9 protein-coding genes and 1 pseudogene are annotated in these 14485 nt (G+C 62.8%); 4 read left to right on the top strand and 6 right to left on the bottom strand.

Going from position 1 to position 14485, the window contains the following annotated elements:
• Positions 1 to 22: 22 nt before the first annotated feature.
• From QFZ94_RS33625 to QFZ94_RS33645, 5 genes and pseudogenes are all read right to left on the bottom strand, one after another.
• Positions 23 to 837: pseudogene (locus QFZ94_RS33625) on the bottom strand (PDDEXK nuclease domain-containing protein); the annotation flags it as partial.
• An 80-nt stretch (positions 838 to 917) separates the two neighbouring features.
• Positions 918 to 2390, bottom strand: coding sequence for an ISNCY family transposase (locus tag QFZ94_RS33630; protein ID WP_429462327.1), 1473 nt, complete (start codon positions 2388 to 2390; stop codon positions 918 to 920).
• Between the two features lie 241 nt (positions 2391 to 2631).
• A complete protein-coding gene (locus QFZ94_RS33635; protein ID WP_429462330.1) occupies positions 2632 to 4056 on the bottom strand; it encodes an ISNCY family transposase in 1425 nt (474 codons plus the stop codon).
• A gap of 239 nt (positions 4057 to 4295) precedes the next feature.
• Positions 4296 to 5723 (bottom strand): ISNCY family transposase, encoded by a 1428-nt coding sequence (locus tag QFZ94_RS33640; RefSeq protein WP_429455469.1) that lies wholly within the window; start codon positions 5721 to 5723, stop codon positions 4296 to 4298.
• A 139-nt stretch (positions 5724 to 5862) separates the two neighbouring features.
• Positions 5863 to 7335, bottom strand: a complete 1473-nt coding sequence (locus tag QFZ94_RS33645) for an ISNCY family transposase (RefSeq protein WP_429459100.1) — start codon at positions 7333 to 7335, stop codon at positions 5863 to 5865.
• Between the two features lie 602 nt (positions 7336 to 7937).
• Here QFZ94_RS33645 and QFZ94_RS33650 point away from each other — a divergent pair.
• Together QFZ94_RS33650 and QFZ94_RS33655 are read left to right on the top strand one after the other, a co-directional pair.
• Positions 7938 to 9281, top strand: coding sequence for an ATP-binding protein (locus tag QFZ94_RS33650; protein WP_429462332.1), 1344 nt, complete (start codon positions 7938 to 7940; stop codon positions 9279 to 9281).
• Between the two features lie 162 nt (positions 9282 to 9443).
• Complete coding sequence (locus QFZ94_RS33655) at positions 9444 to 10394, top strand: universal stress protein (RefSeq protein ID WP_429462335.1); 951 nt, start codon at positions 9444 to 9446, stop codon at positions 10392 to 10394.
• 24 nt (positions 10395 to 10418) lie between these two features.
• On the opposite strand, the gene QFZ94_RS33660 is transcribed toward QFZ94_RS33655, so the two are convergent.
• Positions 10419 to 12710, bottom strand: coding sequence for a heavy metal translocating P-type ATPase (locus tag QFZ94_RS33660; protein ID WP_429462337.1), 2292 nt, complete (start codon positions 12708 to 12710; stop codon positions 10419 to 10421).
• A 235-nt stretch (positions 12711 to 12945) separates the two neighbouring features.
• Between QFZ94_RS33660 and QFZ94_RS33665 the strand changes: the two genes are divergently transcribed.
• Both QFZ94_RS33665 and QFZ94_RS33670 read left to right on the top strand, forming a co-directional pair.
• The gene (locus QFZ94_RS33665; RefSeq protein WP_429462339.1) at positions 12946 to 13587 is read left to right on the top strand and encodes a hypothetical protein; all 642 of its coding nucleotides are present in this window, start codon (positions 12946 to 12948) and stop codon (positions 13585 to 13587) included.
• A 230-nt stretch (positions 13588 to 13817) separates the two neighbouring features.
• Positions 13818 to 14285 (top strand): CreA family protein, encoded by a 468-nt coding sequence (locus QFZ94_RS33670; protein ID WP_410853059.1) that lies wholly within the window; start codon positions 13818 to 13820, stop codon positions 14283 to 14285.
• Positions 14286 to 14485 lie beyond the last annotated feature (200 nt).

The following is a 14485-nucleotide window of genomic DNA, read 5'->3' on the forward strand; positions in this document are numbered from 1 at the left end:
ATCGTCCAATCGCGCGTGTGGCTCAGTGGCCGTGTGCGTCGGGCAAGTCCGGTCGGAGTTCCGCCTCGATCTGGTCGATGGATGGCAGCCCGCTTTCCAGCGATTCAGGCACATGGCGCAAAAGCTGATATTCGGCGACACCCATCGGCTTGGCCACGCCGCGCAGCGCATATTCCGCAACGAGCCGGTTCTTCTCCTTGCACAGTAGCAGTCCAATGGTCGGCTGGTCTTCCGGAGCCTTGACCTGTGCGTCGATCGCGGAAAGGTAGAAGTTGAGCTGGCCTGCGTACTCGGGCCTGAACGGCGTCGTTTTCAGTTAGACGACGACATAGCAGCGCAGCTTCAGATGATAGAAAAGCAGGTCGATGAAAAACTTGTCACCGCCGACCTCCAGCCGGTACCCGGTTCGAGGAGAAACCGCGTGATGTGCTGCGTGAGTGCACGCTCGATGTCGCGCTCCTGGGCGTTCTCGGTCAAGCCGAGGAAGTCAAAGATATAGGGATCCTTGAGGGCGTCGCGCGCGAGATCGGATTGCTGGGGTGGCAGCCGGTCGGCGAAATTCGTGACGGCGCTGGCGTCTCGATCTGCATGGTCAGCACGCTGCGCGACCAGCCGTGCTCGAGCGATTTTTCTACGTACCAGAGCCGCTGTGCGCCGTCGTCCAGCTTGTCGAGCAGCGTGACGACATGCGACCACGGTAATTGTGCAACGGGCTGTTGCACAGATTCCGGCTGCGGAAAAGGCCTGCGCCAGGGCTCGCATGTACTTTAGGTTGCGCGAGGAGAATCCGCGCATGTCGGGAAAGGCTGCCTTGAAGTCCCGCGCGAGCCGGTCTAGCGGAGTCGCCGCGTAATTTTCCGATTGTACGATTGCATCGCATCAAATGTCCCCGTCAAGTTCAAACGTCGTGGTGCCAGCTAAATAGAAATGTCGGGTTTTTCTCGCTGTTTCCTGTCTTTTTTCAAGGTTTTGGGGTGGGGCGGCGAAGCCGCCCCCCGTCCATCCCTCATTTTTGAGCTGACTTCGAGAATCGCCTGATTAAGGTCGGCGACCTCGATTGCGCGCTGCTTCTTCAGCCCGATCAGCGCCTTCTTGGCCTCGACCTGCTCGCCGCAGTGCGTGCGCGATGGGGACCCCGCTGCCCGGCGATCGTCGCGGATGGCCTGAACGCGGCGGGCGACTTCCAGTGCGCCCGCGAGGCGCTTGTTCTCAATCTCCGCGCCCTGATCGATATGGGTGATGCGGTCATATTGCCGGTACGGCAGTACCGCGCCGCGGGCCTGCACCTCGATCACGCCATCGGGATACTCGACGACCTCGACATATTCATGCGTAAGCGCCCGGCTGACGGGCGTGTCATCGAGCAGGTACAGCACCCGGTCGTACTGCACCGTCAGTGCATTCGAGATCCTGTGCGGGACACGGTAGGCCAGGATCTGCCGCAGATCCTCGTCGTCGCGCAGCGGCCGGTGTGCATCGTAGTCGCTCCTGGGTGGCTTGCCGAACCGCCGGTTGAAGTCGGCGATGAAGGAGGGCGCATACGCATTCGCGGCGTCCCGCGTGCTGATGCCGCGCAGCCTCAGCTCCTTGACCAGCCGGTCCTGCAACGTCTGGTTCGCGCGTTCCACGCGTCCCTTGGCCTGGCTCGTGTTGGCACAGAATGCGTCGATATTGAGCTCATACAGCGCCCGGCTAAACTGGGTGACGCCTTTGCCCGCCGTCTCCGAGCGTTGCTTCACGTAGAAGACGCTGGCCTTGTCGCTGTAGAACGCCACCGGCTTGCCGTGCGCGCCCAGATACTTCGACAGTGCCTCGAAATAGCTGAAGGTCGACTCCGTCGCCGTGAAGTGCAGCGTCATCAGCCGTCCGGTCGCGTCGTCGATGAAGACCAGCAGCGTGCAGGCGGGCGCCCGGTCCTCGAACCAGCGGTGATCGCTGCCGTCGATCTGGATCAGTTCACCGAGGCACGCGCGGCGGTTACGCGGCTGGTACACCTTCGGCGGCCGATCCCTGCGCGGCACCCACAGTCCCGCGGCAATCATCAGCGTGCGCACCGTTTCGACCGCCAGTTCGATGCCATGACATTCCCGCAGCTTCTCGCGCGCCAGGGTCGGCCCGAAATCCGCGTAGCGTTCGGGGATCAGCGCCAGCGCCCGCTGCGCCTTGCCAGCAGGCAGCTGGTGGTTGCCCGCACGCCCACGCTTGCCTGACGCCAGCCCGGCCACGCCGGCCGCGTCGTAACGCAGCACCAGCCGTTCGATCTGGCGCACGCTCAACCCCAGACGTTCGGCGGCCTGGCCCGGCTTGAGCCGGGCCTCGGTCACGGCCTGGATGACCTTCAGCCGATCGATCTCGCGCATCGTCATCGTGATCGTCCGAGTCGCGTTCATCGCCGGCTCCCTGAGCGGATGTCCGGCAGTCAAACTACCCAGAACACGACATTTCTATTTAGCGGAAACCCGACATTTCTATTTGGGACCTACGTCAAATGTCGAGGCCATTTTGAAATGTCCGCTGTGCGGCTCGTTAGAAATGTCCGATGTTGTAGGGGTTCAAGGTCTGTCTTTCATGGTTTTCATTCCGTGCAGTGTTGAAGGATTCGGTTTGAATGGGCAGGGCGCCTCAGTCCGTTCAGTTCAGCCTGGCAGACCGGCGGCCTGGTTTTGAAGGCGGCTTCGACTGCTGCGCGATCTGCATGATGGCCTGATCCAGATCGGCCCGCGTGAACTCGCGCTGCTTCTTCGTGCCGGGCAGACGCTCCGGTTTGCGGACCGCCGCGCCGCGATTCGTGCGTGACGGCGAGCCCGAGATCCGGCGGTTGTCGCGCTGCGCCTGCAGCGCCTGCGCGACCGCCAGTGCATGGCCGAGCCGCTTGTGCCCGATCACCGCCCCCTGGTCGATTTCCGCGAGCTTGTCGTACGGTATGTAGGGCAGCGCCACGCCGTCGGCGCGGATCTCGAGGCGACCGTCCGGGTACTCCCAGACGTCGATATAGTGGCCGATCAGTTTCCGGTTGGCCTCGATGTCGTCCAGAAGATAGATCATGCGGTCATTCAGTACGGTCAGCTTGTCCGACACCTTGCGCTGGAGCCGCCAGGTCAGGATCGCGTCGCAATCCTCGTCGGCGCGCAGCGTCCGGTGCGCATCGAACGTGCTTCTGGGTGGCTTCGCAAAGCGCGCGTTATGGGCGGCCATGAAGGCGCGCGCATACGCGTTGGCGGCTTCGATGGTGCTGATATTGCGCAGCCGCAGTTCCTTCACGAGGCGGTCCTGCAGCGTCAGGTGCGCGCGCTCGACCCGGCCCTTGGCGGGGCTCGAGTTCGCGCAGAACGTGTCAATGTTCAGCTGGTACATCGCCCGGCCGAACTGCGTGATTCCGCGTGCGCCGGTCCGGCTGTACGTTGGCCGGAACACGCTCGCCCGATCGCTGTAGAACGCCACCGGCTTGCCATAGCGTTCCAGATACGCCCGCGTCGCCTCGAAGTAGCTGAAGGTCGATTCGGTGGCCGTGAAGTGCAGCACCATCAGGCGACTGGTCGCGTCGTCGACGTACACCAGCAGCGTGCACGCGGGCGCGCGCTCCTCAAACCACGCATGCTCGCTGCCGTCGATCTGGATCAGTTCACCGAGGCACGCGCGGCGGTTACGCGGCTGGTACACCTTCGGCGGCCGATCCCTGCGCGGCACCCACAGTCCCGCGGCAATCATCAGCGTGCGCACCGTTTCGACCGCCAGTTCGATGCCATGACATTCCCGCAGCTTCTCGCGCGCCAGGGTCGGCCCGAAATCCGCGTAGCGTTCGGGGATCAGCGCCAGCGCCCGCTGCGCCTTGCCAGCAGGCAGCTGGTGGTTGCCCGCACGCCCACGCTTGCCTGACGCCAGCCCGGCCACGCCGGCCGCGTCGTAACGCAGCACCAGCCGTTCGATCTGGCGCACGCTCAACCCCAGACGTTCGGCGGCCTGGCCCGGCTTGAGCCGGGCCTCGGTCACGGCCTGGATGACCTTCAGCCGATCGATCTCGCGCATCGTCATCGTGATCGTCCGAGTCGCGTTCATCGCCGGCTCCCTGAGCGGATGTCCGGCAGTCAAACTACCCAGAACACGACATTTCTATTTAGCGGAAACCCGACATTTCTATTTGGGACCTACGTCAAATGTCGAGGCCATTTTGAAATGTCCGCTGTCCGGCTATTTAGAAATGTCCGATTTCGAGGGTGCAGGCCTTGTGTTTCATGGGTTTCCGATCACGCAGTGTCGAAGGACACGACTGAAACGGGCAGGGCGTGTCAGTCCGGTCAGCGGGTGCCTGCAGACCGCTGGCCAGGTGTTGAAGGCGCCTTCGGCTGTTGCGCGAACTGCAGGATCGTTTCAGCGAGATCGGCCCGCGTGAACTCGCGCTGTTTCTTCGTGCCGGGCAGCGGGTCCTTTGCACGCACCGCCACCCCATGATTCGTGCGGGACGGCGAACCGGAGGCCCGCCGGTCGTCACGCTGCGCCTGCAATGCCTGTGCGACCTGCAGGGCGTGACCAAGCCGCTTGTGCTCGATCACCGCCCCCTGGTCGACCTCCGAGAGCCGGTCATAGGGCATACAGGGCAGGGACCGGCCGTCTGCCCGGATCTCGATGCGCCCGTCCGGATACTCCCAGACCTCGATGTACCGATGGATCAGCTTGCGGTTTGCCGGCGTGTCCGCGAGCAGATAGATTACGCGGTCGTACTGCACCGTCAGCGACTTCGTCACGCGGCGCGGCTCGCGCCAGGTCATGACTGCGTCGAGATCCTCGTCGGCGCGCAGCGGCCGGTGCGCGTCGAACGTGCTCTTCGGCGGTTTCGCAAAGCGTGCGTTATAGCTGGCGATGAAAGAGGGCGCCCACGCATTCGCGGCTTCGACCGTGCTGATCCCACGCAGCCGCAGCTCCTTCACGAGCCGGTCCTGTAGCGTCAGGTGCGCCCGCTCAACCCGGCCCTTGGCGGAACTGCTGGCCGCACACCATGTGTCAATGTTCAGCTCGTACATCGCCCGGCCGAAATGCGTGACGCCCTTGCCTGGCGTCGCCGTGTGGCCCTTGCAATAAAACACGCTCGCCCGGTCGCTGTAGAACGCCACCGGCTTGCCATGCTGCTCCAGATACATGCGTGTTGCCTCGAAGTAGCTGAAGGTCGACTCCGTCTGCGTGAAGTGCAGCGTCATCAGGCGGCTCGTCGCATCGTCGACGTACACCAGCAGCGTGCACGCTGGCGCCCGCTCCTCGAACCAGCGATGGTCGCTACCATCGATCTGCACCAGTTCACCCAGGCACGCACGACGGGCTCGCGGCTGGTAGACCTTCGGCGGACGCTGTTTGCGCGGGATCCACAGACCGGCATCACGCATCCACCGCCGCACCGTTTCCTTTGCCAGTCGGATGCCATGACATTCAGCGAGCTTCTCGCACGCCAGGGTCGGGCCGAAATCCGGGTAGCGCTCACGAACCAGCGCCATGGCCCGCGCCCGCAGATCAACTGGCAGTTCACGGTTGCTGGCCCGGCCGCGCCTGCCCGAGACCAGCCCAGCCGGGCCGCAGGCTTCATAGCGCCGGCACAGCCGGCTGATCTGCCGCTCACCGAGCTGCAGCCGTTCAGCCGCCTGAAAACACCGCAGGCGACCTTCAATGACAGCCGCAATGATCTTGACTCGTTCCAGTTCGCGCATGCTCGCCGTGATCAGGCCACGTCCGTTCATGATTCACCCCTCATCGACGCATCGCGTCAGCGTGCGCCTCAGGGGCAGGAATCGGACATTTCTAATGAGCCAGAATCGGACATTACTAAAAAGCCCTGACATCAAATGTCCCCGCTAAGTTCAAACGTCGTGCAGCCAGCTAAATAGAAATGTCGGGTTTTGCCTGCCTTGTCCTGTCTTTATTTATGGTTTTGGGGTGGGGCGGCGCAGCCGCCCCACGTCCCTCCATCAGTTTGGTGCTGACTTCGAGAATCGCCTGATTGATGTCGGCAACCTCGATGGCACGCTGTTTCTTCAGTCCGATGAGCGCTTTCTTTGCCTGGACCTGCTCGCCACTGTGTGTGCGCGATGGTGAACCTGACGCGCGGCGGTCGTCGCGGATGGCCTGGACACGACGGGCAACTTCCAGTGCGCTCGCGAGGCGCTTGTTCTCAACTTCGGCTCCCTGGTCGATGTGCGTGATCCGGTCATACTGGCGGTACGGCAACGCAACGCCACCGGTCTGCACCTCGATCGCGCCATCCGGATATTCGACGACCTCGACGTATTCATGGATCAGCCCGCGACTGACTGGCGTGTCGTCCAGCAGATACATCACCCGGTCGTACTGTACCGTCAGTGCATTCGATATCCTGCGCGGCACGCGATAGGCCAGTATCTGTCTAAGATCCTCATCAGCCCGCAGCGGCCGGTGCGCGTTGTAGTCGCTCCTGGGTGGCTTGCCAAAGCGCCGGTTGAAGTCGGCGATGAAGGAGGGCGCCCAGGCATTAGCGGCCTCCCGCGTACTGATGCCGCGCAGCCTGAGTTCCTTGACGAGCCGGTCCTGCAGCGTCAGGTTGGCCCGCTCCACGCGCCCCTTGGCCTGACTCGTGTTCGCACAGAACGCGTCGATATTGAGCTCGTACAGGGCTCGCCCAAACTGCGTGACGCCCTTGCCGGCGGTCTCCGAGCGCTTCTTGACATAGAACACGCTGGCCTTGTCGCTGTAGAACGCCACCGGCTTGCCATGCACGCCCAGATACTTCTGCAGCGCCTCGAAATAGCTGAAGGTCGACTCCGTCGCCGTGAAGTGCAGCGCCATCAGTCGTCCGGTCGCATCATCAATGAACACCAGCAGCGTGCACGCCGGCGCCCGGTCCTCGAACCAGCGATGGTCGCTGCCATCGATCTGGATCAGCTCGCCCAGGCAGGCACGACGGTTACGCGGCTGATAGACCTTCGGCGGGCGCTCCTTGCGCGGAATCCACAGACCGGCCGCTCGCATCAGTGTGCGCACCGTCTCGACCGCCAGATCGATGCCATGACACTCCCGAAGCTTCTCGCACGCCAGCGTCGGGCCGAAATCCGCATAGCGCTCACGGATCAGCGCCAGTGCCCGTTGAGCCTTGCCCGGAGGCAACTGGTGATTGCCCGGGCGACCGCGCTTGCCCGACACCAGTCCGGCCACGCCAGCCGCCTGGTAGCGCAGCACGAGCCGCTCGACCTGTCGCACGCTCAATCCCAGCCGCTCAGCCGCCTGACCAGGCTTGAGCCGGGCTTCGGTCACCGCCTGGATGACCTTGAACCGGTCAACTTCCCGCATCGTCATCGTGATCGTCCCAGTCGCGTTCATCGCCGGCGCGCTCCATGTGGATGTCCGGCGGACAAACTACCCAGAACACGACATTTCTATTTAGCGGAAACCCGACATTTCTATTTGGGACCTACATCAAAAATATTGATAATTTATCTTATGTAAAGTTGAAGCGGCTAACAAAGTCAAGGCCGGCATTTCTCTAAGGTTCAATGCGGAAAACTGTAACCTGCGTTACATATGGTCACATTGCGCACCTGCCCCCGATATCCATGAATGCCCACCGTGGCATCGCATCGAACTGCTGCGCCGTATTACCTGCGAGGCCAGCGCCGGCGCAGCGCCGTCCGCCGTGGCGGCCAATCCACAGCCGGAAGCTGTAGCTGCGGGCATCACGGTCAATATCGAGCCCGATCCGGCCGCGCCTGACGTGCCGCCCGACGAGATACTCGCATGGGTCGGCGTCCACGCGCCGCACTATCTGTCAAGCCAGCGCAGTTTCGCGCTGTACGTGCGCGGCTGGAACGTTGTCGACAAAGTCCGCGGCGCCAAACTCAACGGGACGTTCGCCGTGGTGCTGGCCCGCTGGCGCGTGCTCGCCGTCGATCTGCCGAAGGCGTGGCGCGGGCTGCCACCACGTGATGATCCGGCCGCGCTCACTGCAGGGCCGTCTGCTCGTACTCGTACTCGTGATCGCGGTCGTGGTCGGCGTCTGGCTGATTACCGCGCTGTTCATCTGGCGCGACGCACGCGGCGAACTCGACGAACTGCTCGACAGTCATCTCGCCCAGGCAGCGGCGCTGCTGGTCATCCAGCAAACTCAATCGATCGACGACGATGACACGATCGATTCGCGTGTGCCCCACCCGTACGCGCCCAAGGTTGCGTTTCAGATCTTTCATGAGGGGCAGGCGGTCCTGCGTTCCGCCAACGCTCCAACAGCCCCCATGATTCCCGCGGATCGACAGATCGACCAGAGTTTCGCAACCGTGCAAATCAACGGTGAAGCGTGGCGGGTGTTTTCCACCAGCGGGCCGCATGAACACACACGCGTGTATGTTGGTGAGCGTGTCGATTCGCGCACTTCGATACTGCTTGCAGTATTGCGCGGCACGTTGTGGCCTATGGCAGTTGCGTTACCGCTTTTCGGCTTGGTCACCGGGTGGGCCGTGCGGCGAGGCGTAGCGCCCCTCAAACGGCTCGGTCGTACGATCGCCCTGCGTGGTCCCGATGACCTTGCGCCTGTGGTGATGACGCAAACGCCCGCCGAAATGTCCCCAGTGCTCGACGCCCTCAACCATCTCTTCATCCGCATTCAGACAGTCTGGGAAGCAGAGCGCCGGTTCACTGCGGATGCGGCTCATGAGTTGCGCACGCCGATCGCGGCGATTCGAACCCAAGCCCAGGTTGCGCTCGCCGAAACAGATGATGCGCTTCGCCAGCATGCATTGCGCGCTACGCTGGAAGGGTGTGACCGTGCAACGCGGCTGGTGGACCAGTTGCTGGTTCTATCACGGCTCGAGTCTGGGGCGACTCTCGAACTGACCGTAGTTGATCTAAGCGCGCTGGTGCAACGCGTGGTCGCGGAACTGGCACCGACGGCGATCACGAAGCGTCAGTCGCTGGAATTCGACGGTGCGAAACTGTGCCGCATCACGGGCGACGAAATGCTGCTCGCGGTTCTGGTGCGCAATCTCGTGGACAATGCCATCCGCTATTGCCCACCCGGCGCATCGGTCCTGATCAAAACCGAAAACGGCAAGGACGGAGCAATCCTGTCAGTCGAGGACAGCGGTCCCGGGCTCGCGGACTCGGACCGCCCGCGACTGGGGGAACGTTTCTTCCGTGTGCCAGGCACGGCGGAAAGCGGCAGTGGACTCGGCTGGTCGATCGTGCAACGGATCGTCGACCTTCACGCGGCGTCGGTCGACGTGCGGCGCTCCAGTGCCCTCGGGGGGCTCAGGTGGCACCCGGCCGGGAACTGATCGACATCCTCGCGATGCCAGCACTGGCTCGAACCTGTCCCGGGGCGATCCGGACCCGATCAATGACCCGGGCCGAAGAGTTGACCTTGGTCAACCGCCATTGCATGTTCGACGGTAGGATGCCCATGAATGCACACTAAATTCGTGTGTACGGAGCAAATCATGAATTCCCCTCGTTCAGGCGACGCCATGTCGACGCTGCCGTGCAGGGTCCTGATCGCAGTCGATTCGTCGATGGCCTCGCGACAGGCACTCACCTACGCCCGAAACATTCTTCCCTTCGGTGCCGAGGTACGGCTCGTGAGCGTAGCCGAGAATCCGCATACGCTCTTTCCAACGGGCCGGCATGTTGCCCGCGCACTTGACGTGGTTCGCGAAGAATTGCTGCACGATGCGGCCGAAGCGCTCGACCGCGCGGGGGAATTGATGTCCGAGTGCGATGTGCGTATCGAAGCCGAAGTGATCGATCTCTCGAAGCGCGGCGGCGACGTCGCGGATGCCCTGCTCGAGGCAGCCGACTCGTGGCGAGCCGACCTGATGGTTGTCGGTGCCCGTCAACACCAGGGTTTGCAGCGTTGGGTCGAGGGTACCGTGTCGGAACCGCTCACGAGACGTCTGCGATGCCCGATACTCGTTGTTCCTGAAAACCACAGCATGACGGGTGGCCACTTGCCGCAGCGCATCCTGTTTGCGGTCGACGGAAGCCCTCAGTCGATGTCGGCATTGCGGCATGGCGTACGGTTCGCCACGCCCGACACGCACCTGCGAGCGGTCTATGTGATCGATCGCGCCGTGCGGGTCTCCGATTTCTTCCCCATCGATGCGCTCCAGGACGCGTTCGTCGAAGAAGGCAATCAGGCGCTAGCCGCCGCCGAACCGGTTCTTGCCGACGTGTCGACGCAGACCACTACCGCGCTCGTCAGGACAGGCCCGGCCAGCGACGACGTTGCGCACGCTATCGTGCGCGAAGCGAGCGGCTGGGACGCGCAACTGATCGTGATGGGCACTCATGGCCGGAGGGGCATGGCACGCTGGATACTGGGCAGCGTTGCTGGGCGCGTCGCTCAGATCACGCAAACGCCGCTCCTGCTCGTTCAAGCGACCGGGGCTTGACGGATTCAGGCTGCAGCTTCGGCCTTATGCCCCGTCTCCAAGGGCGTGGAACAGTTCGTCTTCCTGCGCGCAATGCAGACGTACGATCGCATCGAGCCCGTACAGCAGGCGCTGGAATTCGCACAGGCTGGCAGCATCGGGCCCCTCGGGTCGTATGTCCTCCGTCATTTGTCCGAGCAACCGGGCAATCCGGAATATTTCGCGGTGCGTAGCGCTCATCGCCGCCATCGGGTCTTCCCCGCCAACCAGACGTGCGAGACCCGGATACACCTCCAGATCGTCGCGCTGTTCATGCGGCACGAGATGACGCTTCAGCAGATCGTTCATGCCGGCGAGCGCGCCCACCACTGACGTTCGCGGCAAACGGGGCAGCTTGTCTGCCAGTTCCCGGATTTGCTCCATAACCGGACCGAGCTCGACATGCTCACTTTTGAGGCGCTCCGCATCGCTACGGGACAGGGAGCCGGCAGTCGCCGTCGAACGTATCCGCAACGCGCGCAGCGCGTTCGCGATGACAGCCACATCGATGACCTCCTGGATCACCGCGCCCAGCAACGGAGGCAGAAACCCGAAGGCGGCGGCGACCATTGCGGCAAACGAGAGCGCCATCCCGGCAATCACGCTCTCCAAGGCGATTCGCCTTGTCTGGCGTGCTACCCGTAATCCCTCGACAAGCCGATCCAGCCGGTCAACCAGAAGCACCACGTCGGCAGCCTCCGACGACGCCGCTGCTCCGCGCGCCCCCATTGCTACGCCGACGTCGGCGGCCGCAAGCGCGGGCGCGTCGTTGACGCCGTCGCCGATCATGATGACCGTGCCTTCCCGGCGCGCTGCGCGAATGGCTTCGAGCTTGTCCGATGGCGTCTGTTCTGGCCGTACTTCAGTCAGGCCGAGCGTCGCGCCGATCGTCTCTGCCACGTCGCGCCTGTCGCCCGTGAGCATGATCAAGCGCCGGATGCCTTCCTGCCGCAACAGCCGCAGAGCCCGGGGCGTCTCGAGACGGATCTGATCGGCCATCTGGAGGGCGCCTATCATCACGCCGTCCACGCTAACGAACACGGCGGAAGCTCCCCCATAGCCCACGCGCTGAAGGAATGCCGCGCTCCACAGCGCTGGCGTCGCTAGCGACGACACGTAGGCAAACGAACCGATTGCGACGGCACGGTCTTCCACTTCGCCCTGCACCCCGGCGCCAGCCTGCTCCACGACCCTTCGGGGCGCTGGCAGCACGAGATTGCGCTCGCGTGCGGCCGTCGTCACTGCTTCGGATATCACGTGCGCAGACGCCTGGCCGAGAGAGGCCGCAAAGCGCAATACGGTCTCGGGTGAAATAGCAGGACCGGTTTCGATCGAGACGAGGCGCGCGCGTCCGCTCGTCAGGGTTCCCGTCTTGTCGAAGAACAGCACACTGGCTCGCGCGAGCGTTTCGAGCGCGCCGCCGCCCTTGACTAACACGCCACGTCGGGCGCACCGCGACATGCCGGAGACGACGGCCACCGGAACAGCAAGAATCAGCGGGCAAGGCGTTGCCACGACGAGCACCGCGAGCGCCCGAACTACCTCGCCGGTGACAAGCCAGCTGCCACCGGCCAGCATCAGCGCGACAGCGACGAACAGCAGCGCGTAGCGGTCGGCAAGACGCGTTGCGGGGCTGCGCTCCTGCTGCGCGGACTCCACCATGCGGACGATTCCGGCAAACGTGCTATCTGCGGCGCTCGCCGCGGCGACCATCTCGAACGCCGCCCCCACGTTGACTACGCCGCTGCACACCGATTCGCCGGACGATCGCTGCTGAATCGCGGATTCCCCGCTCAGTGTGGACTCGTCGAGCTGCGCGTGGCCCGTGAGCGAGCCATCGACCGGTACGAACTCGCCATTGCGAACGAGCAGACGATCGCCGGGACGCACCGTGTCCAGCCCGATCTGGCGCCACTCGCCAGCCTCGAAGCGGTTGGCGTGACGCGGAGTACGGTTTAGTAACGCGGTCATCTCGCGACGCGCCCGCTGCTGGGCGTACTGTTCGAGCGCCCTCCCACTCGCGAGCATCAAGGAGATCACCGCCGCTGTCAGATATTCGCTGAGGCTCAGTGCGAAACCAATGGCAAGCAGCGCGAGCACATCGACGCCCGCTTCGTGGCGCCGCAGCGCCGTGACGATGGATATCGATAGCGCCACCAGGATCGGTAATGCACCGGCTATCCACAGCGCATGTGCGACCGCGCCCCTGCCGATCACGGCGAAAGCAGCCCCGGCTAGCAGGCTCCCTCCCGAGACGAGCAGGAGAGCCAGATCGACTGCGGGTAACGGACGTGACATGGCGGGCAGGTGAAGAGGAGTCCAGTCGACCAGGAAGCGCTACGCGCGCGCATCACGCGAGATCCGAATCATAATTAGTGTAGGGATCCATCTTTTACATTTGCTTGACTTGCGTCAAACCGGACGTTTCCCCGCCAATCCGATACTTGCCGTTCGCCGGTCGAACCGTGTCGATTCGCGGCTCCCGTCGCACGGCAAGTTCGAAAAGGTGGTCAATCGGTCAGGAGGCCCTGACATGTCGACGTTGGCAACGCTGTTCGTTGTCGTGCTGCTGCTCAATCTCGCGCCTGCGTTTGCGCCGCCTACGTGGATGGCCATGTCCTGGGTCGGCTTCAATATCTCCGAGGGCAATCCGTTCGTATTTGCCGTCGTAGCCGCCAGCGCCGCAACCATTGGCCGGCTGGTGCTGGCCAGGTTTTCAAGGTCCTTGATGCGCGGGCGGCTGATGCGCGAGTCCGACCGGGAAAACATTGCTGTTGTTGAAGAATGGCTCAGGAAGCGCAGGAAGCTCACCGTGGGCGCGTTCTTTTTATATGCGCTGGGACCGTTGCCTTCCAACTTCCTGTTCATCGCATATGGACTGTCGGGATTGCCCCTGCGCGTCATCGGTGCCGCATTCTTCGCGGGTCGTGCGATCAGTTATTCCGTCTGGGCTCACCTTGGGCGGTTCGCTTCCACATTTATCGATTCGGAGTCCGACTTCGAAGGCGGATATCTCAGCGGCTACTTTGTCATCTCCCAGCTGGCCTTGCTAGGTTTTGTGTACATCCTGATGAAACTTGACTGGAAGATGCTAATGGAGCAACGCAAGCTGAGGTGGCGGCGCTCAGTCAGCCTTCCCCACGTCGCTGAGCGCGGCCAACCCCCGAAGGATTGAACACGGCTATTCGACCAGCCAGGCGCGTTTTTGCACGCCTTTACAGGCGTGCAAAAGTTTCACGCGGTTGCGATGGCGCGCTGATCTGATCCCGCACGGTGTCTCCCTTTCCGCCATCTGTTGACATGCGTCAAGCCTTCGCACTTACGAGGCCATAGTCTGTCCGAAACAACCCATACGACCGTCCGAACGGTTCCTCGATACCGTCCAGCGAATCAAGGAGATGTGTGATGACACGTTGCCTCGTCCTTTATTCGAGTATGGCAGCCGCGCTGGCCATTTCGCTACCCGATCCGGCTCCCGGCGAGCAATTGGCGAGAATCGCGACGCATTCCCACCGCTATGGTGGGCAAATAGAAATCTCCGCGTATGACGATCCGTTCTTGAGGGGCATCACCTGTTATGTTTCCAAATCACACGACGAAAATGCTCTGGGTGGCACATCTCAGCCGACGCGGGCACCTGATGCGGAAGTTTCCTGTCATCAAGTGGGCAAGCTGACGGCCTCGAACCGTGTCCCCAAACAGGCGCAGGTATTCGACGAATCCGTGGACCCGATTTTCAGGGTCCTTCACGTATTCCGGATACTCGATGCGAGCCGGCAATCGGTCCTGTATTTCAGTTACACAGAAAGTGAACTGGCAGGAGACTTACCCGGCCATGTTGACGTGATTCAGTTACCGGTACGGGGAAGGTAAACCGGAGAATAGATGAAGCCCCCGTTTCAGTTCGCAATACCCAACCCCCGATACCGAATCGGCTTATCGGATCGTGCGGATGTTCGAACCTCTAACTGCGCGTTACGCTGAACGCCTCGCTACCGTTCGACAGAAGGTTCGAGGTCCAGCCGATCTTCGTGCCGTCGAGCGGCGCGTTCGAGTCCATTGCGGGTAAATCC

It is taken from the genome of Paraburkholderia sp. JPY465, assembly GCF_050436725.1.
GTDB lineage: Bacteria > Pseudomonadota > Gammaproteobacteria > Burkholderiales > Burkholderiaceae > Paraburkholderia > Paraburkholderia youngii.